We start from the raw sequence: 22895 nt of genomic DNA on the forward strand, positions 1-22895 counted from the left end.
TTCAGATACATGAAGGTGTTCATTCTTTCATCATGCAAGGTTTCTGGCAATCCAGAAGGATTCAATATTGCCCAAGCAAACGGCTGATTTATCCGTCAATACTGGTGTCAGCCAGAGCTGGCCATCCTCCACCCAGTAGATGGCGTTCTGGCCAAAACGGGCAGCCAGCTGACGGGCTTGTGGCAGAGATAGCGCCACCGCCAGCGATGACTCCTGCCAGCGTTCGTCCGGGTCAGATCCCCAAAACGGCCCCACCACGGGCACCTGCAAATCAACGGTCAGGTGGCGCCACATCGCACGTTCCCGCCGCGAATTGCGCCGCGCCGAGACCTGCTGACTGGTCGGGTTCCAAGCCGTAATAATGGCAAACTCGGGCCAAATTGGTGGCTCAAATGGCGCGAGAAAGCAGATTTTCTTGTAGTTTTCCCACAAATTCATGTCAATCACATGTTACATTCCATTACATTTTTCAGTGAATAAAAAGGGGGGCAGGCCAAGTATGATGCAGCTGTATCTGGGTTTGACCTATATCAAAACAGAGTTAAAAAGTTGCTATCTGACGGCAAAGAGTGTTGTTATGCTCCTGTTAACTGATAAAATGCGGCCACTTTCGTAATGGATGACCTTTCCAGGCGCTGCTCGACCAGACTTGTCGGGAACCTATAAGTGGCACAGGGATATTTGCCGGTACTGATGCCTAATTCGCGATACTCCGACCTGACTCTCATACCCAGGATGACGTAATTAATTTTCAGGATCAGTCAGGAAATCGGTTTGAAACGCCAAAGAGTGTTAAATTTAAGATAATTAACTGATAAGAATCTGGGAATACTCATGCAAACACCACACATTCTGATCGTCGAAGACGAGCTGGTCACACGCAATACCCTGAAAAGCATTTTTGAAGCCGAAGGCTACATCGTGCTCGAAGCCAATAACGGCGACGAAATGCACCAGGCCCTCACTTCCCACACCATCAATCTGGTGATCATGGACATCAACCTGCCGGGCAAGAACGGCCTGCTGCTGGCCCGTGAGCTGCGTGAGAACGACAACATCGCCCTGATGTTCCTGACCGGTCGTGACAACGAAGTGGACAAGATCCTGGGTCTGGAGATCGGCGCCGATGATTACATCACCAAGCCGTTCAACCCGCGCGAGCTGACTATCCGTGCACGCAACCTGCTGAGCCGCACCATGAACGTGGCTGCCGGTGGCGAGGAGAAGAAGCTGGTTGAGCGCTACCTGTTCAACGGCTGGGCGCTGGATATCAACAGCCGCGCGCTGGTCAGCCCCACTGGCGACATGTTCAAGCTGCCGCGCTCCGAGTTCCGCGCCATGCTGCACTTCTGCGAAAACCCGGGCCAGATCCAGACCCGTGCAGAGCTGCTGAAGAAGATGACCGGCCGCGAGCTCAAGCCCCACGACCGTACCGTCGATGTGACCATCCGTCGCATTCGCAAGCACTTCGAAAGCGTCAACGATACTCCGGAGATCATCGCCACCATCCACGGCGAAGGCTATCGTTTCTGTGGTGAGCTGGAGCAGGAATAAGCTCCCGCGACGCTGTTGATCTGAAAAGGCGCCTCGGGCGCCTTTTCTGTCTCTGCGATTTGCCTTAAAAGCTGAGAAACGATGAGCCTGACATCACACGGCGTACAAGATAGATGAGAAACAAAAAGCCCACTCCTGCGAGTGGGCTTTTTGTTTTGAAGCTGGAGCGGGCAGCGGGAATCGAACCCGCATCATCAGCTTGGAAGGCTGAGGTAATAGCCATTATACGATGCCCGCCTGGCATCTGAAATTTGGAGCGGGTGATGGGAATCGAACCCACGTATGCAGCTTGGGAAGCTACCGTTCTACCATTGAACTACACCCGCGTCAGGGCTCCTACTATATGCATTTTGCCGCCGAGCGCAATGGCGCCTCTGCCACTTTTTTCAATAAATCAATCTGTTCGGACAAGGATTGAACAGACGGTTGCTTTTTCAATCAAACATTTTCAACACAGATAATTTACAAGGTTGCCAAGGCCAAACGGCAAGGATAGTCTTGCGCCACTCGACGCGAGGATGGTGGTAATGGATAAAAAAACGCAAAAACGTCTCTATGGCTGGTTGCGCAAGCAATCGAGTCACGGTCGCCGCTGGATCACGATATCCATCGCTTTTGGCCTTGGCCAGGGCATTCTGATGGTGGCGCAAGCCTGGCTGCTGGCGACCCTGTTGCACAGCTTTATCATCGAAGGCTCAACGCCTGAGCAATCCATCACGCTCTTTATTACCCTGCTGCTGGTGACGCTTGGCAAAGCGGCGCTGGCCTATGGCCGGGAAGTGGCCAGTTTCAAGGCGGGCAGCGCGGTGCGCCAGACCATCCGCCAGCTGGTGCTCACTCGCTTGAGTCGTCTCGGCCCTGCCTATATCCAGCGCCGTCCGGCCGGTAGCTGGGCCAGCCTGCTGCTGGAACAGATTGAAAATATGCAGGATTTCTTCTCCCGCTATCTGCCGCAGATGGCCATCGCCGTCTTTATTCCGGTGGTCATTCTGGTGGCCGTGTTCCCGGTCAACTGGGCGGCGGGCCTGATCCTGCTGGGCACTGCGCCCCTCATCCCCATCTTTATGATCCTGGTAGGTGTGGGCGCCGCCGATGCCAACCGCCGCAACTTTCAGGCGCTGGCCCGTCTCTCCGGCCACTTCCTCGATCGGCTGAAGGGGCTGCGCACCCTGCAACTCTTTATGCGTACCCAGGCAGAAGGTGACGCCATTCGCGACGCCTCGGAAGATTTTCGCGAGCGCACCATGGAAGTGCTGCGCCTGGCGTTTTTGAGCACCGCCGTGCTGGAGTTCTTCGCCGCCATTTCAGTGGCACTAGTCGCCGTCTACTTCGGCTTCTCTTATATCGACCATCTGAACTTTGGTAGCTATGGGGTCAAGGTCACCCTCTTTACCGGCCTGTTCGTGCTGTTTCTCGCCCCCGAGTTCTACGCCCCGCTGCGGGAACTGGGTGCCCACTACCACGCCAAGGCGCAGGCTATCGGCGCTGCCGAGCAGTTGCTGGAATTCCTAGAAGCCGAGGTGAGCGAGCCGGCCGCAGGCACAGCGCCGTTCCATGCCGACAGCCCGGTCAAGGTAGAAGCTAAAGCCCTTGAAGTGCTGAGCGCCGAAGGCAAGGTGCTGGTCGGCCCCATCGACTTCACCCTGGAAGCCGGTTCGCGCACCGCCCTCATCGGCGTCAGCGGCGCAGGCAAGAGCTCGCTGGTCAACGCCCTGCTCGGCTTTGCCCCCTATCGTGGCGAGCTCAAGGTAAATGGTCAGGAGCTTGCCACCCTCGACATGAGCCAGTGGCGCCTGCAACTGGGCTGGCTCTCGCAAAACCCGCAGCTGTTCCACGCCTCCTTGCGCGACAACCTGCTGCTGGCCAAGCCAACGGCCAGCGATGCCGAGCTGGAAGATGCCCTGAAACGGGCACAAGCGTGGGAATTTGCCATGGAGAAGGGGCTCGACTATCCGGTCGGCGATCAGGCGGGCGGCCTCTCGGTCGGTCAGGCCCAGCGCCTCGCACTGGCGCGCACCCTGCTCAAATCGACCCAGCTGATGGTGCTCGACGAACCGACCGCCAGTCTGGATCGCCACTCCGAACGCGCCATCATGACCACCCTCGAGCAGGCGATGGCTGGCCAGACCCTGCTGATGATCACCCACCGTCTCGACCAGCTTACCAAGATGGACAAGATAATGGTGCTGGCCCGCGGCCAGCTGGTGGAGCAAGGCAGCTTCCAACAATTGAGTCAGGCGGATGGGCCTTTTGCCCGCCTGCTCTCCCAACGTTCCGGAGGTTCTCTCGATGAGTGATCTGTTGCCGTTTCTGCGCCTCTATCGCCAACACTGGCTCAGCCTCACCATTGGTTTGCTGCTGGCGCTGGTGACCCTGGCCGCTGGCATGGGGCTGCTCTCCCTCTCCGGCTGGTTCCTCTCCGCCGCCGCCGTGGCGGGGATGACAGTTGCGACGACCCATGCCTTTAACTACATGACCCCTGCAGGCGGAGTGCGCTTCTTCTCCATCGTCCGCACTGCCGGTCGCTGGGGTGAGCGGGTCGTAAGCCACGACGCCACCTTCCGGGTACTGACCCGACTGCGGGTCTGGTTCTGGCAAAAACTCTCGCCGCTCTCCACCGGCACCCTGGCCGGTTTCCGTCAGGCGGATCTGCTCAACCGACTGGTGGCAGACATCGATGCGATGGACCACGTCTATCTGCGGCTGATCACCCCCATAGGCGCGGCCCTGCTCAGCACCGCCGGACTGGTCTTCTTCCTGTCGTTTTTCGACAGCCGTCTCGCCCTCACCCTGGGGGCCATTCTGCTGTTTGGCATGATTGCCCTGCCGCTGGTGTTCTACTTCCTCGGCCGTCGCCCCGGTCAGGCGCTGATTGCCGAAAAATCGACCCTGCGTACCCGGATGGTGGACTATCTGGATGGTCAGGCCGAGCTGCAGATGTTTGCCGCCGCCCCCAAGGCGCTGGTTGAGCTGCAACAGGCCGAACAGACGCTGCTCGTCGCGCAGGCCCGGATGGCCAAGGTGAGCGGGCTGGCCAACTTCTCGGTGCAACTGCTGAGCGGCTGGACCCTGACCCTGATGCTCTGGCTGGCCGGTCATGGGGTAGCGGGTGCGGCGCCCGACCCCATCACAGCACTGATGGTCTTTGCCACCCTGGCAAGCTTCGAGGCTCTGATGCCGCTGGCGGGGGCTTTCCAGCACCTCTCCACCAGCCTCACCTCGGCACGCCGCCTGAACGAGATCCTGCAAGAGGCAAAAGCCCCTGTGTGGGGCGACGAGCAGACCCATGCCACCGCTGGCGCGCTGCAGATCAATGACCTCTATTTTGGCTACCCGGGCAACCCCCAGCCGGTACTGCGTGGCTGCACCCTGCAACTGCACGCCGGTGAAAAGCTGGCGCTGCTGGGCCAGACCGGCTGCGGCAAATCGACCCTGATGGGGCTGCTGACCCGGGAGTGGAGCCCGCAGGCTGGCAAGATCCTGCTGGGTGGCAAGCCGCTCACCGACTACAGCGAAGGGGCGCTGCGCGCCTCCATCTCGGTGGTGAGCCAGCGGGTGCATCTGTTTGCCGATACCCTGCGGGGCAACCTCAAACTGGCCGCCCCGACCGCCACTGACGAGCAGCTGATTGCGGTGCTGACCCAGGTCGGACTGGCCAATCTGCTGGAAGATGAGGCGGGCCTCGACGCCTGGCTCGGTGACGGCGGCCGCCCCCTCTCCGGTGGTGAGCGTCGCCGTATCGGCATCGCCCGCGCCCTGCTGCACGATGCGCCGCTCTGGCTGCTGGACGAGCCGACCGAAGGGCTCGACAGTCAGACCGAGCGGGAGATCATGGATCTGCTGTTCCGGCTCGGGGCTGATCGCACCTTGCTGCTTATCTCCCACCGCCTGCTGGGGATGGAACAGATGGATCGGATTGCCCTGATGGAAGAGGGACAGATCCGCCTCTGCGCCCCTCACAACGAGCTGCTGGGGGATGATTACTACCGCAGCCTCTATCAGCGACTGGCTCCGGTTTGATATCAGGCTGATGGGGGTCACACCCTGACAACAGGGCGCAAAACGGGGCTGGTCGCCGCAGGCGGCTGGCCCCTATAATGTCCCCCTCATTATTCAACAAGATGCCGACATGGAGCGCCCGCGCATTTCTACTGTCCTCATCACCGACACAAGATACGAGACGATGAAACGCCTGATCCTGATGATGCCCCTGATTGCTTCCGGCTGTGCCAACTACGCCTTCAACAGCAATCTGGATAAAGAGAACTTCGACGAATACTTCAAACCCGGTAGCGTGCGCATCTATGAACAGGATGAGCTGGCTGACCTCAACTACCTCTACCTCGGCACCATCGAGGGTGAATCCTGCCAGGCCGATGCCAACCAGCCGGTGCCCAACGCCGGTGAAGCGCGCACCCAGGCCCGTCGCCGCGCGGCAGACATGGGTGGCAACGGCGTCACCATCGACAAATGCGCCGAATTCAGCGACACCCCGGGCTGCCTGAAACAGGTGATCTGCTACGGGCAGGCGCTGAAAGTGGCCGAAGAGAAGTAACCCGCTGTCATGGCCCTTGCTATCGTTCGCCTTGGCAGCCCGCGCCTGCCCGATGAGGGACTGCGGATCGGCACGGTGCGCCGCCCGCCCCGCGGCGTCCCCAAGAGCGAATTTGCCAGCCAGCATTGGTATGATGTCTGGTTCCCCAACCTGGCGCCCAGCAGCGAGACCATGAAGTTGGGGCAGGCAGCCGAGACGCCCGCCCAGTGGACGGCGTTTGGCAAACAGTACAAGGCAGAGATGACGCAACCTGCCGCCAGGCACGATCTGGCGCTGCTGGCCGCCCTCTCCCACACCACCAATCTGTCGGTGGGCTGCTACTGCGAGCAGGAATCCCGCTGCCATCGCGCCATTTTGAAAGAGCTGCTGGTAGCTGCGGGGGCCGCCATTCGCTAACTCGGTGAGCGACAGCAATACGATGGGGAATCGCGTCAGCCTGTACTCGGCAACCATCAGGCATGGATAGACAGAGAGGGCATCCCGCGGGATGCCCTCTCTCGTTGTATTCGCACCTGCCGTACCACGCTCGGCAGCAGCGGCTCCGATGCCCCCTCCTAATGCAGACTGGGTTCCAGAAACTGCTGACGCAGCAAGCTCTCCTCGGCCTGAGTCATGGCATTCTCCGCCACCCCGGTGGCAGGCTCGATGGCCAGCCAGTGGGCAAGGTCGGCGACGGTCTCCTCCAGCGGCCGGAAGTTCAACCCGTGGACAATGGCCGCCTCAGCGCTTATAGAGCCATAACCGGCAAACTCCGCCTGCGCGCAGGGCAGCAGGGCGGGATAGCTCTGCCAGGGCTCGATACCGGCCGCCATCAGGGTGGGCCAGGGCAACCATTCGGGCTGAATGGGTCTGGCTGGCGGCAACCGGGCGCTCAACCGCTCCAGCCAGTCGCAGAGGGTAATGCCGGGTTTGAGCAAGTTGAATGTGCCCCCCAACTGCTGCTCGGCCGCGCGCAGCACAAACTCGGCGCAGTCGCGCACATCGAGATACTGCAAGCGATCCTCGCCACAGCCCGGTAACAACCAGGGCCCGCCCTGCTGCACCCGCTTAATCCACCAGGCCATGCGACCGGTGGGATCATGGGGGCCACAGAGCACGCCCGGGCGCAGGATGCAAAGCCGCTCACCCCAGCGGGCGCGATACTCGGCCTCGCACAACACCTTGAGCGGGCCATAGTCAGTGGACATTTCCCCTTCGGGGATAGGGTGCAGGGGCGCCGACTCATCCATTCCGGGCATTGAGAAATCGCGATAGACGCTGATGGTGGAGATAAAGATGAGCCGTGCGCAGCACCCGAGCAAAGCCGCCGAGAGGCTCGCCGCCTGCTCGGGGCGATAGCAGCAGGTGTCGATGACGAGATCCCACTGCAACCCGGCCCCTTGCAGGGGGCTCAGGTTCTTGTCCCTGTCGCCGGTGAGCTGCACCAGATCGCGCCAGTCCGGATGCTGGTGCAGGCCACGGTTGAACAGGGTCACTTCATGGCCCCAATCCAGTGCCAGCGCGGTGAGGTGGCGCCCCAAAAAGCCGGTGCCACCGATAATCAGCAGTTTCATCCCTCTCCCTCCCCCTTCGGCGCGAGTGCGCACATTTCATCCTGACACGCCAGTTGCCTCCACCCTACGCAACTCGGCGCGCAGGCACAGCCCCCGACTGGCCGGGATGGGACAGGGATCACGGCAGCGCCGCAGAAAAGGGCGTAATGAGGCCAAACCTGCGTTTTGGGGCCGTCTGTGCTAAATTGCCGGGGTTTTCAGTCAGGATCCGCCATGAAGTTCGAAATCGACACCCTCGGGATCATCCGCTCTCCCTACAAGGAGAAGTTCGCCATCCCCCGCCAGCCCGGACTGGTCAAATCGGCCCGCGCCCGCCTCGAGCTGCTTCCCCCTTACGATCAGCCGGATGTGCTGCGCGGCATCGAGCAGTTCTCCCATCTGTGGCTCAGCTTCGTGTTTCACCAGACCATGGCGCAGGGCTGGCACCCGACGGTGCGCCCGCCGCGCCTTGGCGGCAACGAACGGGTCGGCGTCTTTGCCACTCGCTCCACTTTCCGCCCCAATCCGCTAGGGCTCTCGGTGGTCGAGCTGCACGGGGTAGGTCGCGAACGGGGCAAGTTGTGGCTGGAGCTGGGAGCGGTGGATCTGCTCGATGGCACCCCCATCGTCGATATCAAACCCTATATTCCCTATGCCGACAGCCTGCCGGATGCCCGTGGCGGCTTTGCCCCCGATGCGCCCACCCCGCCGCTGGCGGTGAGTTTCAGTGCCGAGGCCGAACAACAGTTGCAACCCTGGCTCAAGGCCCACCCCGAGCTGCGCCAGCTGGTGAGCGAAGTGCTGGCGCAAGATCCGCGCCCCGCCTACAAGAAGGGCAAGCCCGATGAGAAGGAGTACGGGGTGCGGCTGTTTGACTGCAACGTCCGTTTTTGCATCAACGAACCCGCGTGTCTGGTAGTGGCCATCGAGCCCGCCTGAACCTGGGCGGGCCGACATCGCTGATGCTATTTCACGCCTTCTTCACGTCACAAGGGGCTTAATGAGCCTGTAAATTGTGTGGCATTGATCAGACTATCCACCCGGTTGCCAGTGATACCATGCAGACAGCAGAGGGCATCTCCTCTCTGACTGATGTCAGAAGCAGGCTATCGATGTATGGCAAGCATGGTAGCTCTGCTATTGCCGCCAAAGGATCTGGCCTCGCCCCGACACGTTTGAGTGCGGGGATGCCAAACGGATGTGACAGCACTTCGAAGGAACAAACCTATGCTGATGAACAGTGAACAACGTTATGGCACCCTGAATATCGGGCTGCACTGGCTGACCCTGTGGGCCATGATCGCCGTCTACGCCCTGATCGAATTTCGCGATATCTTCCCCAAAGGGGACCCGGGTCGGGATCTGATGAAGGAGTGGCACTTTATGCTGGGGCTGCTTATCTTCGCCCTGGTCTTTGTAAGACTGGCCCTTCGCTGGATAAGCCCGACGCCCCGTATCGTGCCCGAGCTCTCCCCGCTCATGCACAAGCTGGCAAAACTGGCCCACCTTGCCCTCTACGGTTTTCTCATTCTCACCCCGCTGTTTGGCTGGCTGCTGCTGAGCGCCGCAGGCAAGCCTATCCCCTTCTTCGGGCTCGAGCTGCCAGCCCTGATCTCCCCCAGTCCGGATATCAAGGGGCTGATCAAGGAGGTGCACGAAACCTTGGGCAATATCGGTTACGCCCTGATCGGCCTGCACACAGTGGCCGCCCTCTATCACCACCATATTCTCAAAGACAACACCCTCACCAATATGCTGCCGCCGCGCCGCAGCTAACAAGCAGCAGAACAAAAACAGAAGGGGCGCACATTGCCCCTTCTGTTTTTTGAACGTGACAAGACTGGTGTCTCTGAAGCGACCCACTGCTCACGCCTCTGACAGGTCTCTACAAGCAGAACGCCTTATGATTCAGTCCCGATACAGGAGCTGCACGATAGGATTCGAATTGACTCAAAGCGACATACACTTTCTAATTGACAGTCTGGACCCCTATGACCGTTCACATCATGAAAATTCTGTTGGTCGAAGACGACAAGCTGCTCAATCACCACCTCTCCTCTCTGCTGACCGAAGCAAACAACCAGGTCTACAGTACCGATCAGGCCGGAATTGCGCTGCACTATGCCGCCGACTACCCCATTGATGTGGCGATCATCGATCTCGGTCTGCCCGATATGGATGGTTTGCAGTTGATCCGCCAACTGCGCGAGCGGCAGATCCCCTTCCCCATCATTGTGTTGACAGCCCGTGGCAACTGGCAGGACAAGGTCGAAGGACTGGAGGCTGGAGCTGATGACTATCTGGTTAAACCGTTCCAGAAAGATGAGTTGCTGGCCCGCCTCAATGCCCTGATGCGCCGAAGCGCGGGTTTTATTTCCCCCAAGGTGAAGGCCGGTGATTACGAGCTTGATCTCTCCCGCAAGGAGCTGACTATCGCTGGTGAAGTGGCTGTGCTCACCAGCTTTGAGTACCTCATTCTGGAGTACCTGATGCGCAACGCCCGTCAGGTGGTCTCCAAGCAGCAACTGCTTGACCAGCTATACGGCGATGGAGAAGGGGATCCCAACACCATAGAGGTGATGGTGAGCCGCCTGCGTAAAAAGCTGGATCCGGAAGGGACGATTCAACCCATCTCGACCATCAGGCGTCAAGGTTACATCTTCAACCTCTCCTGTAGCTGATGCAGTTTCATCTGCCACGCCCAGTCAAGATGATCCGCAGCTCCCTGCACATCAAACTGCTGCTCAGCTCGCTGCTGGTGATCGCACTGATCATGGGGTTTGCCGTCTACGCCCTCTACCTCGGCCACATGGAGGAGCAGAGTCAGAAGGCGAGCGCCGGCATGCAGGAGAACCTGGCCAAGCTTTTCTCCTCCACCAAGCCGGTCAACAGCGAAGCCACCGAGATCGGCCGTATCTCCCGCCAGGTCAGTAACAGCAATCTCGATACGCTGATCTGTCGTGCCGATGGCGAGATGATTTGGTCAAGTCTTCATATGCCGGAGGTCATTAGCTCCAAGCAGACCATCTGCAGAGAGTTGATGAAGTATCTGGGCGGTATGGATCTGGACTACTTTTTCAAAAAACACACTATCAAGAACGGCGAAAGCTACTTCGTCTACAGCCTGCGTTTTATCCGCAACCCCGGCAATGGCACCACCGCTTACTACGTGGTGATGATCGACTCGGCCAAACGCTATCACGAAGAGTCCCGCGCCTATCTCTACCAGACGGCCAAACAGGCACTGCTCGCCTATCTGCTGCTGGCCGGGCTGTTGCTGCTTACCACCTTCTGGAGCCTCAGCTCACTGCGCACCATCGCCCATCAAATCGACGATATCCGGGCAGGCAAGCGGGATGAGATCGCCCATGATTTTGAACGGGAGTTGGCCCCGCTGACCGACTCCATCAACCAGTTGCTGGAGAACGAACGCCAGCAGACCCAGCGCTACCAGCATGCCCTTAACGATCTCGCTCATAGCCTGAAAACACGGCTGGCGCTGATCCAGATCACCACCCGTGAAATGCAGCTGGGGCGGGAACTCCACGACAACATCAATGAGCAGATCCTCACCATGGATCAGATGATCCAGTACCAGCTCAGACGAGCAGTTACTGGCCGCCAGCGCCTCGCCAGCAAAGGCACCGAACCAGTTCCGCTGATTGAAAAACTGCTGGCCAGTCTGGCCAAGGTCTATCGCCACAAGAAGCTGCAGACCCACTTCCTGTTCGATGATGATGCCCTCTTCCACGGCGAACAGGGCGACCTGATGGAACTGATGGGCAACCTGCTCGACAATGCCTGCAAGTTTGCCATCAGCGAAGTGAAGGTGACGGTACGCCGCCATCTCGACCGGTTACGCATCGAGGTAGAAGATGATGGCCCGGGCATCGATCCGGCCAAATCGGAGCAGATCTTTCAGCGTGGCGTGCGCGCTGACAGCTCGCCCGGCCAGGGCATCGGTCTGGCGGTGGTGACCGAGATCGTTCACAGCTACGGCGGCCAGATCCGGGTCGATGAATCTCCCCTCGGCGGTGCCCGCTTTACCCTGGATCTTCCCTGACACCGGATAGGCCCGACCACGGCCCCTCAGCCTCCCGCTACATCACCCTAACCGGGGTTAAAAATCCCGCCTGACACCACCCAATTCAGCAATATGCTATCGAGATACTTGAGATGTGATGCATCTCGGTTAAGCTATGGCCGACTCGTTTGTTAACCATTTGATGGATCTTTAATCGCACTATGGAAAACATGTTTGAAAGATTGATGTACGCATCCCGCTGGATCATGGCCCCCATCTATCTTGGGCTCAGCCTCATACTGCTGGCACTGGGAGTGAAATTCTTTCAGGAGATCCTCCATATCCTGCCCAACATACTGGAGATGAAAGAGGTAGATCTGGTGCTGGTCACACTGTCGCTGATCGATATCACCCTGGTAGGGGGACTTATCGTGATGGTGATGTTTTCCGGCTATGAGAACTTCGTCTCGCGTCTCGATGTAGGGGATGAGAACGACAAACTGGTGTGGCTCGGCAAGCTCGATGCCGGCTCCCTGAAAAACAAGGTCGCCGCCTCCATTGTCGCCATCTCCTCCATTCACCTGCTCAAGGTGTTTATGAATGCCGAGAACCTCCCCAATGACAAGATCAAGTGGTACCTGCTGATCCACATCACCTTTGTCCTCTCGGCCTTCGCCATGGGCTACCTCGACAAGCTGACCCGCAAATAGAAGTCAGCCTGTAATAGACGCTATGCCCGATAACACGACATGGACCGGGCATAGCGGTCGCCCCGAGCAGGGGATGGATTGGCAACGGGGATAAGCAAGTCACCAACATAGATGGCCGCCCGCCTTGGCCGGTATTGTGGTCGCCTTGAATGCCATGGCGGCATTCTCTACAATGACCCACTTTTTATTCATTTCGGGTTATATCGATGAGCGATACCAGCACCAAACCGGCTCTGCCGGATCACCTCTCCTGCAATCCCCGCAGCCCTCACTATGTGGCAGCCTGCTTCGAGCACCCGATCGGTATTCGCCTGAACGGCAAAGAGCGCACCGATGTCGAGGAGTACTGCATCAGTGAAGGCTGGGTGAAGATCCCCTCCCCCAAGGCGCTGGATCGCCGTGGTCAGCCCATTCTGATCAAGCTCAAGGGCACCGTCGAAGCTTATTACAGCTAATCGCAGCCACCCGCTTCGGGTAAAACAGAAGGCCACCCTAGCGGTGGCCTTCTGTTTTTCGGCATTTGTGCTGGGATCTGCGCCCGCATCGTCGCCAGCACCAGACCATATTTCTCGCTGGGCAGCCCTTATACCCCCAGCCGATCACGCAGGGTGTACCAGGCGGCGCCGGCGGCGGTGAAGGGGATGCGGAACAACCGACCACCCGGGAAGGGGTAGTGCGGCAGTTTGGCAAACGCATCGAAGCGCTCCGCCTGACCGCTCAGCACTTCGGAGAGCAGCTTGCCCGCCAGATGGGTGCAGGTGACACCATGGCCGCTGTAGCCCTGCATGTAGTAGATGTTGGGGCCGATACGGCCAAACTGCGGCAAGCGCGACAGGGTGAGCAGGAAGTTGCCGGTCCAGGTGTACTCCACCTTGACGTCAGCCAGCTGCGGGAAGGTCTTGAGCATCTTGGGGATGATCAGCCGCTCGATATCAGCCGGATCCCGCGCGCCATAGACCACGCCGCCGCCATAGATCAATCGGTGATCGCCGGAGGTGCGGTAGTAGTCGAGCAGGTAGTTGCAATCCTCCAGACAGTAGTTCTGCGGCAAGAGTGAACGGGCCCGCTCCTCTCCCAGCACTTCGGTGGCGATCACCTGGGTGCCGCAAGGCATGCTCTTGCTGGCCAGTTCCGGCACCAGATTGCCGAGGTAGGCGTTGCCGGCCACCACGATAAAGCGCGCCTTCACCGCTCCTTTGGCGGTCTTGACCAGCGCCGGCTGACCCGGAGTAATGCTGGTGACGGCGGACTGCTCGAAGATCTGCCCCCCCTGGATGCGGATCGCTTCCGCCTCCCCCAGCGCCAGATTGAGAGGGTGAATATGGCCACCGCTCTTGTCGAGCAGGGCGCCGACGTAGCGATCGCTCGCCACCACCTCGCGCACCCCCTTGGCATCGAGCAGCTCCAGCTGCTCATTGCCCCACTTCTCCCAGCGCGCCTTCTGCGCCTTGAGCTCGTGGAACTGCTTCTCGGTCTCGGCGGCAAAGACGCCCCCCTCCTGCAGATCGCACTGGATGTTATAGCGCTTGATCCGCTCGCGGATGATCTGGCCCCCCTCAAACAGCATGGAACCGAGCAGCCTGGCCTGATCCGGCGGGCAGTTCGCTTCTATGGTGTCAATGTCGCGGCTGTAGGAGTTAACGATCTGGCCGCCGTTGCGGCCGCTGGCGCCAAAGCCGACTCGTGCGGCCTCCAGCACCACCACCTTGTAGCCCTTCTCGACCAGATGCAGGGCGCTGGAGAGGCCGGTATAACCCGCCCCGATGACGCAGACATCGCACTCCAGCTGTTCGGTCAATGTCGGGTAGGGCGCGTGTTTATTGGCGCTGGCTGCGTAGTAACTGTTTACATGTTCGGTCATGATCCCTGTTTCCTTACCGGTTCTGTTGCCAAACTACTGTCAGGATTAAAAGCTCGCCGGGGTGTGGGCACTGACGATACGACAGGTCTGCCCCGACGGATTGCTGAAGCTGTGGGGCTCGCCGGTGTCGATCACATAGCTGTCGCCCGCTTCGAGTTGATAGCTCTGGCCTGCCACCGTCAGGGTCACCGACCCCTCCAGCACTGTGCCGACCTCCTCTCCCTGATGCTTGACCTGCCCGCCGGTGTCGGTACCGGGGGGATAGGTCTCCAGCATAAAGCCGAGCTGGCGGCGGTTGTTGCCGTTGTGCACCAGCTTCATCGAGACCCCCTGACTGCCCAGCTCGATAAGCTGTTCAGCCTTGATCACCACACTGCAGGGGCGGCTCTCCTCCTCGGCGAAAAAGCGCGACAGCGGCAGGCCATAGACGGTGAGCAGCTTTTGCAACGACGCCACCGAGGGGCTCACCTTGTCCTGCTCTATCATGCAGATGGCGCCGTGGGTCAGGCCGCTCAGCTCCGCCGCCCGCCGCTGGGAGAGCCCCAGCTGGTGGCGCACTGCCGCCAGCCGCTCGCCCATGGTACGGGCACCGTTCTGTGGCAGCAGCAGCAGGCGAGCCTCGCTCTCACTGCTCTGTGGCCCGCTCATGGCAGGCCCCCTCTCATCTTCTGCCTGCACTCCCGCAACATGGGTCATCTCTCTCTTCCCTCTGGTTAAAATAGCGGACCAGCACCATCCCTGGCTGTTTGCGATGCTACACACGCATCGTTAATTATTTTGCACACCCCAACCATCACACCAAGCCACCGGATCGGGGTAAACTGCGCTACACAGCCCATTTTCTAGCACGCAGCACACCAACAATTCAAATATATTTAACACTTGAAAAACATTTCAGCTCAATTTATGGTCTCCCTGTGCTTATTATTTTATACGGCAGCACCACAGGATGAGCCGCATCATCGCCACCTTGCTGCCAGGTTTCACCATTGAGGCTTGCCATGTCCGCTACCAGCTCCAATCAAAGCTTGATCAAATCCCGCGCCTATATAGATGGTCAGTGGTGCGAGGCCGCCAGCGGCCGCACCTTCGAGGTCACCAATCCGGCTACCGGTGCCGTGATCACTCAGGTGCCCGACATGAATGAAGAGGATACCCGCCGCGCCATCGCGGCCGCCCATGCGGCACAACCCGCCTGGGCAGCCCTCACCGCCAAGGAGCGCAGCAACAAGCTCTACGCCTGGTTTACCGCCATCACCGCCCACAGCGATGAACTGGCCCGCATCATGACCTGCGAGCAGGGCAAGCCGCTGGCGGAAGCCAAAGGGGAAGTGACCTACGGCGCCAGCTTTATCCAGTGGTTCGCCGAAGAGGGCAAGCGCGCCTATGGCCGTACCATCCCGGGCTTTAGTGGCGATCGCCGGCTGGCCACCATCAAGCAGCCGGTCGGGGTGGTCGCCGCCATCACTCCGTGGAACTTCCCGATTGCCATGATCACCCGCAAAGCAGGCCCGGCGCTGGCCGCCGGTTGCACCATCGTCATCAAGCCGGCCGCCGAAACACCGCTCTGCGCACTGGCGCTGGCGGTACTGGCCGAGCAGGCGGGGATCCCCGCCGGGGTCATCAATATCGTCACCAGCCACCAGCCGAGCGCGGTGGGCAACGAGTTGTGCAACAACCCGACTGTGCGCAAGCTCTCCTTCACCGGCTCGACCCGCATCGGCAAGCTGCTGATGCGCCAGTGCGCCGACACCATGAAGCGCCTCTCGCTGGAGCTGGGCGGCAACGCCCCCTTTATCGTCTTTGACGACGCCGATCTCGACGCCGCCGTGGCCGGGGCGCTCGCCTCCAAATACCGCAACGCCGGGCAGACCTGCGTCTGCGCCAACCGCATTCTGGTGCAGGCCAGCGTCTATGACGCCTTCGCCGAGAAGCTGACTGCCGCCGTTGCCGCCTTCAAGGTGGGAGATGGCATGAGTGAAGGCACCCAGATCGGCCCGCTCATCAATCCGGCCGCCGCCAGCAAGGTCGCCGAACTGGTGCAACAATCTGTTGCCGCCGGTGCCGAAGTGCTGCTGGGTGGCGAGCCCCACCCCGCCGGCCCCCTCTTCTACCGCCCCACCATTCTGGGCAAGGTAGCCAAGGACAACCCCATCCTGCAGGAGGAGATCTTCGGCCCGGTCGCGCCGCTGGTGCGTTTCGAGAGCGAAGCCGAGGCCATCGCGCTGGCCAACGATACCCCCTATGGTCTGGCCGCCTACTTCTATGGCCGCGACATCGCCCGGGTATGGCGCGTCGCCGAGCAGCTTGAATACGGCATGGTCGGCATCAACGAGGGGATCATCTCAACCGAATTGGCCCCCTTTGGCGGCATCAAGGAGTCGGGTCTGGGTCGGGAGGGGGCAGCCGAGGGGCTGGAGGAGTATCTGGAGACCAAATACCTCTGCTTTGGCGCCATTCGCTAGGGCAGCAGAGGGCTAAAGCATCGTATTTATCGATGCTTTAGCTGCAATATTCATCGCTTTTACAGATAGATGCAGACGTTCACCCGAGGCGGCAAGGGGCGCAATTTGGCCTGCGCTGCCTCGCAAGAGGGCTTCTGCAACATACACCACACGCAGCCGATCTGGCCCGATGGGCTGTTCGGCGGTAATGGGCGCCAGATCGCCCGCCACATTTTCAGGGAATATCCGGGGCTGTGGCCCCTCAGGGAGGAAAGATGAGTCAGTCAGAATCAAACAAGGCGTGGCAAGCGCGCCGCGAGGCGGCCGTGGTCAACGGTGTTGGCACCCTGCTGCCGGTCTTTATCGACCGCGCGCAAAATGCCGAGCTGTGGGATGTGGAGGGCAACCGCTACATCGACTTTGCCTCCGGCATCGCCGTGCTTAACACCGGCCACAACCACCCGAAAGTGGTGGCGGCGGTGCGCGAGCAGCTGGAAAAATTCAGCCACACCTGCTTTCAGGTCACCCCTTACCCGGGCTATATCGAGCTTGCCGAAAAGCTCAACGCCCTGGTGCCCGGCCCGACCCCGAAACGCACCCTGTTTCTCTCCACCGGCGCCGAGGCGGTCGAGAACGCCATCAAGATTGCCCGCGCCCACACCGGTCGCAGCGGCACCATCGCTTTCAAGGGGGGCTTTCACGGTCGCACCATGATGGGCATGGCGCTCACCGGCAAGGTGGTGCCCTACAAGACCGGCTTTGGCCCCTTCCCGGGCGAGGTCTACCACATCCCCTTCCCCGCCGATTATCTGGGGGTGAGTGAAGAGGATGCCCTGCATGCCCTCGACCTCTGCTTCAGCGCCGACATCGAGCCCTCCCGCGTTGCCGCCATCATTATCGAGCCGGTACAGGGTGAAGGGGGCTTCTATCCCGCCTCCCCGAGCTTTATGCAGAAGCTGCGCAGCATCTGCGATCAGCACGGCATTCTGCTCATCTGCGACGAGATCCAGAGCGGCTTCTGTCGCACCGGCAAGACCTTCGCCACCGAGTATGCCGGCATCGAGCCGGACATCATGACGTTGGCCAAGAGTCTGGCGGGCGGCTTCCCCCTCTCCGCCGTGGTGGGCAAGGCAGAGATCATGAACGCAGCCAAGCCGGGCGGCCTTGGCGGCACCTATGCCGGTTCCCCCATCGCCTGCGCCGCCGCGCTGGCGGTATTGCAGGTGATCGAAGAGGAAAAACTCAACCAGAAAGCACTGGATCAGGGTGAGCAGATCAAGGCGGGGCTGCAACGCATAGCCGAGCGTTTTGACTGCATAGGTCAAATTCGCGGACCCGGTGCCATGGTGGCCATGGAGCTGGTGAAACAGCGCAATGCCGACCAGCCTGATCCCGACCTCACCAAACGTCTGGTGGCCGAGGCGGGCAAACGCGGTCTGGTCCTGCTCTCATGCGGGGTGCGCGCAAATGTCATCCGTTTTCTCGCCCCGCTGACCGCCCCGGCGGCAGTGATTGACGAAGGGATGCAAATCCTTGAAAAATCACTGGAGGCCGCGCTGGCCTGACCAGCAGGAAAGTAACCGCTAACCTGTGCAAAAAAATGCAGTTTTGCCCCCTTTTTTTCTTGTCAAGGGGGCCCTGCAAATGCACAATGCGCCGCCACTGCAAGGACCGGTATTACCACATCTCGCCGGTCCTTTTTTGTACAGTGAACAAACCCATAAACGAGGCCGGATCACCCCCGGAAAAGATAGCGAGATTGGCAGCAATCTCCCGACACCACATTCAGTGAGGAACAACATGGGGCATCTCAATGCTTTCCGACCGGCTCTGCCCGGTGCGCGCCACCCCGGCGCCCTTGATTCCCGGGCCTCTTTCCCGGTTTCGTTGATGGAGTGTGCCGCCCCGGCACCGCGTGAGGAACAGGCATGATGAACGCCCAACCGGTTGGTCTGAAAAAGACCCTGAAACTGTGGCAGGTCGTGGTCATGGGTCTTGCCTACCTCACCCCCATGGCAGTGTTCGACACCTTCGGCATCGTTACTGAGATCACCGAAGGCCATGTCCCTACCGCCTACCTCTTTGCCCTGATCGGCATGCTGTTCACCGCCCTGAGCTACGGCCATCTGGTACGCAAGTTCCCGTCGGCAGGCTCCGCCTATACCTATGCCCAGAAGGTGTTCCACCCCTATGTCGGCTTTATGGTGGGCTGGACCTCCCTGCTCGACTATATGTTCATGCCGATGATCAACATGCTGCTGGCCAAGATCTATCTGCAGGCGCTCTTCCCGAACGTAGAGCCCTGGACCTATATCTTCGGTCTGGCGGCGGTGATGACCGCCCTCAACCTGCGCGGCATCAAGCTGGTGGCCAACTTCAACAGCGTCATCGTCATCATGCAGTTCAGCATCATCGCCGTCTTTATCGGCCTGATCGCCTGGGGCGTGCACAATGGCGAGGGGCTCGGCACCGTGGCCAGCAGCCGTCCCTTCTTCTCCGAGCAGATCAACATCTCGCCGCTGCTGATGGGGGCCTCGATCCTCTGTCTGTCGTTCCTCGGCTTTGATGCCATCAGCACCCTGTCGGAAGAGACCCCTGACGCGGATCGGGTTATCCCCCGCGCCATCGTGCTGACGGCACTGATCGGCGGTGTGCTGTTTGTCACCACCTCCTACTTCCTGCAGCTCTTCTTCCCGGACATCTCCCGCTTCCAGCATCCGGATGCGGTGCTGCCGGAGATCGCCCTCTATGTCGGTGGCAAGCTGTTCCAGGCGGTGGTGCTGGTCTGCACCACAGTGGCGGTACTCGCCTCCGGGCTCGCCTCCCACGCCGGCGTATCGCGCCTGCTCTATGTGATGGGACGGGATCGCGCTCTGCCGAGCCGCTTCTTCTCCTATGTGCATCCGAAGTGGCAGACCCCGGCCTGCAATGTGCTGCTGGTCGGCCTGCTCGCCCTCTCCGCCGTCTCGTTCGATCTGGAGATGGCGCTGGCCCTGATCAACTTCGGCGCGCTGGTGGCCTTCACCTTCGTCAATCTGGCGGTGATTGCCCACTTCTATGTGAAGCTCGGTCGCAACAAGAGTCTCAAGGATCATCTGGTCTATCTGCTGCTGCCGCTCTGTGGCGCCGCCTGCATCGGGGTGCTGTGGCTCAACCTTGAGCCCTCCTCCTTCGAGTTGGGTCTGATCTGGGCTGCGCTCGGTGCCATCTACCTCTTCCTGCGCCTGACGGTGTTCCGCATTCCGCTGCGCACCAGCGAGGAGATGGCGCAATAAGCCAGCCGCGCGGATAAAACGATAAAGGAGCCTGCGGGCTCCTTGTTTTTACTCTGTCATGCTGATTGTTTAGCGCGTTGCTCTCCGTTTTAACGCTTTGCGGTTGCTCTCCTTCACCGCGCTGGCGCTCCCCTGATCTGCTGTGTGTGATGCGGTTATGGCCGCCACCTTTTGATAGCCACGCATGTTTTGCCATTGCGCTTTTTGCTGAAAATGTGACTGATTTCAAATCGGCGCCCACCACTATTGCCCTCCGTGATTTTGATCCGACTCAGTAAACCACTTTTACCAGTCATTTTAATGACTAAATATGCAACTGCTATTTTCTCCCACCAACCCCCTTATTCCCGCCAGCAAAGCCCCCAGGAGGTTGGGCTACAGTCCGGGGAATGGCGGCAAATATGATCAGGATCAATCTTGAGGCGCAATGCGCCCTGCAGGGACAATCAGGACAAATTTCGAACAGCATGAAAATAGTGCGTCGCCCCCCTCTATGCCCCCGTAAAGAGGGGGGCGGCACGGGGTCGGCCACAGGGGGCGAGTGACCACTTACCTTCGCTGCGCTTATGCAAAAAAATGCGATATTGAGCCGATTATTGCTTGTCAAGGGGGAATCCCGAATGCACAATACGCCGCCAATAAAGGACCGATGTTCACTGCGACATCGGTTTTTGTATTTTGAAGAGCAGTGCAAACCCACCACAAGAGGCCGGAAACGTTCCGGAAGTGATACCCGAGATTGCCAACAATCTCCCGACGTTAATGAGGAAAAACATGGGGCGTTTCAATGCTTTCCTGCCGGCTAATACCGGTTTGCGCCTCCCCGGCGCCTTTGATCTGCAGGCCTGCGAATCCACCGCAATCCTGTACTCGTTGCAAGCACGTGCTGCGGCACTGATTGAGGAGAAAGCGTAATGGCATCTCAAGGCGCCAAGCTGCTCAAAACCCTGACCCTGACCCAAGTGATCGTCATGGGTTTGGCCTACCTGACCCCCATGGCTGTATTCGATACCTTCGCCATCGTCGGTGACATCACCGAAGGCCGGGTCGCCACTGCCTATCTGCTGGCCCTCGGCGGCATCCTGCTGACCGCCTTCAGCTACGGCCATCTGGTGCGCAAGTTCCCCTCTGCGGGCTCTGCCTATACCTACGCCCAGAAAGTGTTCAACCCCTACATCGGTTTCATGGTCGGCTGGTCCTCCCTGCTCGACTACATGTTCATGCCGATGATCAACATCCTGCTGGCCAAGATCTACCTGACCGCCATGTTTCCGGGCGTCGAGCCCTGGGTCTTCATCTTCGGTCTGGTGACCGTGATGACCTTCCTCAACCTGCGCGGCATCAACCTGGTGGCCAACTTCAATGGCCTCATCGTGGTGATCCAGCTGGCCATCATCACCATCTTCATCGGTCTGATGGCATGGGGCATCTATCACGGCGAAGGCGCCGGCACCCTGATGAGCAGCCGTCCGTTCCACTTCGAGTCAGCACAACTGGTGCCGCTCTTCACCGGTGCAACCATCCTCTGCTTCTCGTTTCTGGGCTTTGACGGTCTCAGCTCTCTCTCCGAAGAGACTCCGAACGCCGGCAAGGTGATCCCCAAGGCGATCGTGCTGACGGCTCTTATCGGCGGCATCATCTTCGTGGTGGTCTCCTACTGCCTGCAGCTCTACTTCCCGAGCCTCTCCCGCTTCCAGCATCCGGATGCGGTACTGCCGGAGATCGCCCTCTACGTCGGCGGCACCTTCTTCCAGTCGGTAGTGCTGGTCTGCACCACGGTCGCGGTACTGGCCTCCGGCATGGCGGCTCACGCCGGTGTGTCGCGCATCCTCTACGTGATGGGTCGTGACCACATGATCCCGGAGCGGGTGTTTGGCTACATCCACCCGAAATACCGCACCCCGGCCATCAACGTGCTGATGGTGGGCGGTCTGGCCCTCTCCGCCGTGTCGTTTGATCTGGATACCGCACTGGCGCTGGTCAACTTCGGCGCACTGGTGGCGTTCAGCTTCGTCAACCTGTCGGTGATCGGTCAGTTCTGGGTGCGCGAGAAGCGCAACAAGACCCTCAAAGATCACGTCATCTACCTGTTGATGCCGTTGCTCGGTGCCGCCACCATCGGTGCGCTGTGGATCAACCTGGAGCAGAGCTCGCTGGAGCTGGGCCTGATCTGGGCGGGCCTCGGCGCAACCTATCTGTTCCTGCGTCTGGCGGTGTTCCGTATCCCGTTCCGTCAGTACGAAGAGGCGGCTGACGCCTGATCCTTTGCGGATAACGGATAGACAGAAGGGGAGCCATGGCTCCCCTTTTTGCTGCCGGTCTGTGGCCGGTCACACGGGCTTGGGCCCGGTCTGCTTACTGCTTATCCAGTACGGCGGTCGCCGCAGCCTTGAGCGGATCGCGAGCGATGCTCTTGGCATCCTGCTCCGCCTTGTGCAACTGCTGGTTTGCCTTGTCCATCTTCTGCTGCATACCGTTGCCGCTCTCCTTGAGGTCGGCACGCTTCTCGCCCAGCAGGTCGTTGCGGCCTTTTTGCACCTCAGCTTTCACCTTCTCTTTCTCCTGCTTCACCAGCTTGCTGGTATCACAGTTGCCCTTGACCCCCAGAGTGGCATTCACCGCTTCGTTTTTGAGGGCCTTGTCGAGGTTGCAGTCGGTTTTCAACAGGCTGGCCTGTGCCCCTGCCGAAAGCAGCCCCAGCGACAGAGAGAGGATCCATGCACGCATCATCTTGTTTACTCCTGCTTGCCAATAAAGGGGCGCAGTGTAGCGATCACATTCCGGCTGACAAGGCAGCAGTGCTTTCGTCCCCCCTTTTGCCACCCCAGAGCCAACCGGCTCGGTCAGCGCCTGTCGCCGCAGTTCGTCGTCATAAAAACATCATCGAAATGTCACGTTGTCATATTTCTGTCATTAACCATTGATTAAATGCGCGGGTCA

21 protein-coding genes and 2 tRNA genes are annotated in these 22895 nt (G+C 59.8%); 16 read left to right on the plus strand and 7 right to left on the minus strand.

The window, feature by feature from the left end; translation table 11 throughout:
- Positions 1 to 30: 30 nt before the first annotated feature.
- The gene (locus tag G5154_RS05055) at positions 31 to 438 is read right to left on the minus strand and encodes a DUF3293 domain-containing protein (protein WP_216980281.1); all 408 of its coding nucleotides are present in this window, start codon (positions 436 to 438) and stop codon (positions 31 to 33) included.
- A gap of 396 nt (positions 439 to 834) precedes the next feature.
- Here G5154_RS05055 and arcA point away from each other — a divergent pair, with 396 nt between their 5' ends.
- Positions 835 to 1554 (plus strand): two-component system response regulator ArcA, encoded by a 720-nt coding sequence (gene arcA, locus G5154_RS05060; protein ID WP_005338193.1) that lies wholly within the window; start codon positions 835 to 837, stop codon positions 1552 to 1554.
- 162 nt (positions 1555 to 1716) lie between these two features.
- On the opposite strand, the gene G5154_RS05065 is transcribed toward arcA, so the two are convergent.
- Positions 1717 to 1791 (minus strand) — tRNA-Gly (locus tag G5154_RS05065).
- A gap of 15 nt (positions 1792 to 1806) precedes the next feature.
- Positions 1807 to 1880, minus strand: a tRNA-Gly gene (locus tag G5154_RS05070).
- Between the two features lie 201 nt (positions 1881 to 2081).
- Between G5154_RS05070 and cydD the strand changes: the two genes are divergently transcribed.
- From cydD to G5154_RS05090, 4 genes are all read left to right on the plus strand, one after another.
- Positions 2082 to 3851, plus strand: coding sequence for a heme ABC transporter permease/ATP-binding protein CydD (gene cydD / locus G5154_RS05075; RefSeq protein ID WP_216978346.1), 1770 nt, complete (start codon positions 2082 to 2084; stop codon positions 3849 to 3851).
- On the plus strand, positions 3844 to 5574 hold the full coding sequence (gene cydC, locus G5154_RS05080; protein ID WP_216978345.1) for a heme ABC transporter ATP-binding protein/permease CydC: 1731 nt from the start codon (positions 3844 to 3846) through the stop codon (positions 5572 to 5574). Before cydD ends, cydC begins: the two co-directional genes overlap by 8 nt.
- Before the next feature lie 163 nt (positions 5575 to 5737).
- Positions 5738 to 6109: an Rcs stress response system protein RcsF gene (gene rcsF, locus G5154_RS05085; protein ID WP_101529794.1), complete on the plus strand. Its 372-nt coding sequence runs from the start codon at positions 5738 to 5740 to the stop codon at positions 6107 to 6109.
- Between the two features lie 9 nt (positions 6110 to 6118).
- Entirely contained in the window at positions 6119 to 6505 is a 387-nt protein-coding gene (locus G5154_RS05090; RefSeq protein ID WP_421250453.1) for a DUF488 domain-containing protein, read from the plus strand.
- 158 nt (positions 6506 to 6663) lie between these two features.
- Here G5154_RS05090 and G5154_RS05095 read toward each other — a convergent pair whose 3' ends face one another.
- Complete coding sequence (locus G5154_RS05095) at positions 6664 to 7662, minus strand: NAD-dependent epimerase/dehydratase family protein (RefSeq protein WP_216978344.1); 999 nt, start codon at positions 7660 to 7662, stop codon at positions 6664 to 6666.
- A gap of 213 nt (positions 7663 to 7875) precedes the next feature.
- Here G5154_RS05095 and tsaA point away from each other — a divergent pair, with 213 nt between their 5' ends.
- The 6 genes from tsaA to G5154_RS05125 all read left to right on the plus strand — a co-directional run bounded on the left by tsaA (position 7876) and on the right by G5154_RS05125 (position 12830).
- Positions 7876 to 8580 carry a tRNA (N6-threonylcarbamoyladenosine(37)-N6)-methyltransferase TrmO gene (gene tsaA, locus G5154_RS05100; protein WP_421244345.1) on the plus strand — a complete coding sequence of 235 codons (705 nt, stop codon included), beginning with the start codon at positions 7876 to 7878 and terminating at the stop codon, positions 8578 to 8580.
- A 288-nt stretch (positions 8581 to 8868) separates the two neighbouring features.
- On the plus strand, positions 8869 to 9417 hold the full coding sequence (locus G5154_RS05105; protein ID WP_216978342.1) for a cytochrome b: 549 nt from the start codon (positions 8869 to 8871) through the stop codon (positions 9415 to 9417).
- Between the two features lie 230 nt (positions 9418 to 9647).
- Positions 9648 to 10322 (plus strand): response regulator, encoded by a 675-nt coding sequence (locus G5154_RS05110; protein ID WP_041234484.1) that lies wholly within the window; start codon positions 9648 to 9650, stop codon positions 10320 to 10322.
- Positions 10322 to 11704 (plus strand): ATP-binding protein, encoded by a 1383-nt coding sequence (locus tag G5154_RS05115; protein ID WP_005347433.1) that lies wholly within the window; start codon positions 10322 to 10324, stop codon positions 11702 to 11704. Before G5154_RS05110 ends, G5154_RS05115 begins: the two co-directional genes overlap by 1 nt.
- A gap of 182 nt (positions 11705 to 11886) precedes the next feature.
- Positions 11887 to 12375 (plus strand): TIGR00645 family protein, encoded by a 489-nt coding sequence (locus G5154_RS05120; protein WP_216978340.1) that lies wholly within the window; start codon positions 11887 to 11889, stop codon positions 12373 to 12375.
- Positions 12376 to 12581: 206 nt separating this feature from the next.
- Entirely contained in the window at positions 12582 to 12830 is a 249-nt protein-coding gene (locus G5154_RS05125; protein WP_005347440.1) for a DUF3297 family protein, read from the plus strand.
- A 128-nt stretch (positions 12831 to 12958) separates the two neighbouring features.
- On the opposite strand, the gene G5154_RS05130 is transcribed toward G5154_RS05125, so the two are convergent.
- Positions 12959 to 14236 (minus strand): NAD(P)/FAD-dependent oxidoreductase, encoded by a 1278-nt coding sequence (locus tag G5154_RS05130; RefSeq protein WP_071912020.1) that lies wholly within the window; start codon positions 14234 to 14236, stop codon positions 12959 to 12961.
- A gap of 45 nt (positions 14237 to 14281) precedes the next feature.
- Positions 14282 to 14884, minus strand: a complete 603-nt coding sequence (puuR, locus tag G5154_RS05135; protein ID WP_421250509.1) for an HTH-type transcriptional regulator PuuR — start codon at positions 14882 to 14884, stop codon at positions 14282 to 14284.
- Between the two features lie 353 nt (positions 14885 to 15237).
- Here puuR and G5154_RS05140 point away from each other — a divergent pair, with 353 nt between their 5' ends.
- The 5 genes from G5154_RS05140 to G5154_RS05160 all read left to right on the plus strand — a co-directional run bounded on the left by G5154_RS05140 (position 15238) and on the right by G5154_RS05160 (position 22216).
- Positions 15238 to 16701, plus strand: coding sequence for an NAD-dependent succinate-semialdehyde dehydrogenase (locus tag G5154_RS05140; protein ID WP_421250454.1), 1464 nt, complete (start codon positions 15238 to 15240; stop codon positions 16699 to 16701).
- Between the two features lie 254 nt (positions 16702 to 16955).
- Positions 16956 to 18245, plus strand: a complete 1290-nt coding sequence (gene gabT, locus G5154_RS05145; protein ID WP_042033089.1) for a 4-aminobutyrate--2-oxoglutarate transaminase — start codon at positions 16956 to 16958, stop codon at positions 18243 to 18245.
- Positions 18246 to 18611: 366 nt separating this feature from the next.
- Entirely contained in the window at positions 18612 to 19955 is a 1344-nt protein-coding gene (locus G5154_RS05150; protein ID WP_201909952.1) for an APC family permease, read from the plus strand.
- 774 nt (positions 19956 to 20729) lie between these two features.
- Positions 20730 to 20870, plus strand: coding sequence for a hypothetical protein (locus tag G5154_RS05155; protein WP_167334751.1), 141 nt, complete (start codon positions 20730 to 20732; stop codon positions 20868 to 20870).
- The gene (locus G5154_RS05160; protein WP_421250455.1) at positions 20870 to 22216 is read left to right on the plus strand and encodes an APC family permease; all 1347 of its coding nucleotides are present in this window, start codon (positions 20870 to 20872) and stop codon (positions 22214 to 22216) included. Before G5154_RS05155 ends, G5154_RS05160 begins: the two co-directional genes overlap by 1 nt.
- 94 nt (positions 22217 to 22310) lie before the next feature.
- Here G5154_RS05160 and G5154_RS05165 read toward each other — a convergent pair whose 3' ends face one another.
- The gene (locus tag G5154_RS05165; protein ID WP_227342259.1) at positions 22311 to 22685 is read right to left on the minus strand and encodes a hypothetical protein; all 375 of its coding nucleotides are present in this window, start codon (positions 22683 to 22685) and stop codon (positions 22311 to 22313) included.
- Positions 22686 to 22895 lie beyond the last annotated feature (210 nt).

The sequence above is a fragment of the Aeromonas sp. 600527 genome (assembly GCF_049175415.1).
Lineage (GTDB): Bacteria > Pseudomonadota > Gammaproteobacteria > Enterobacterales > Aeromonadaceae > Aeromonas > Aeromonas veronii_A.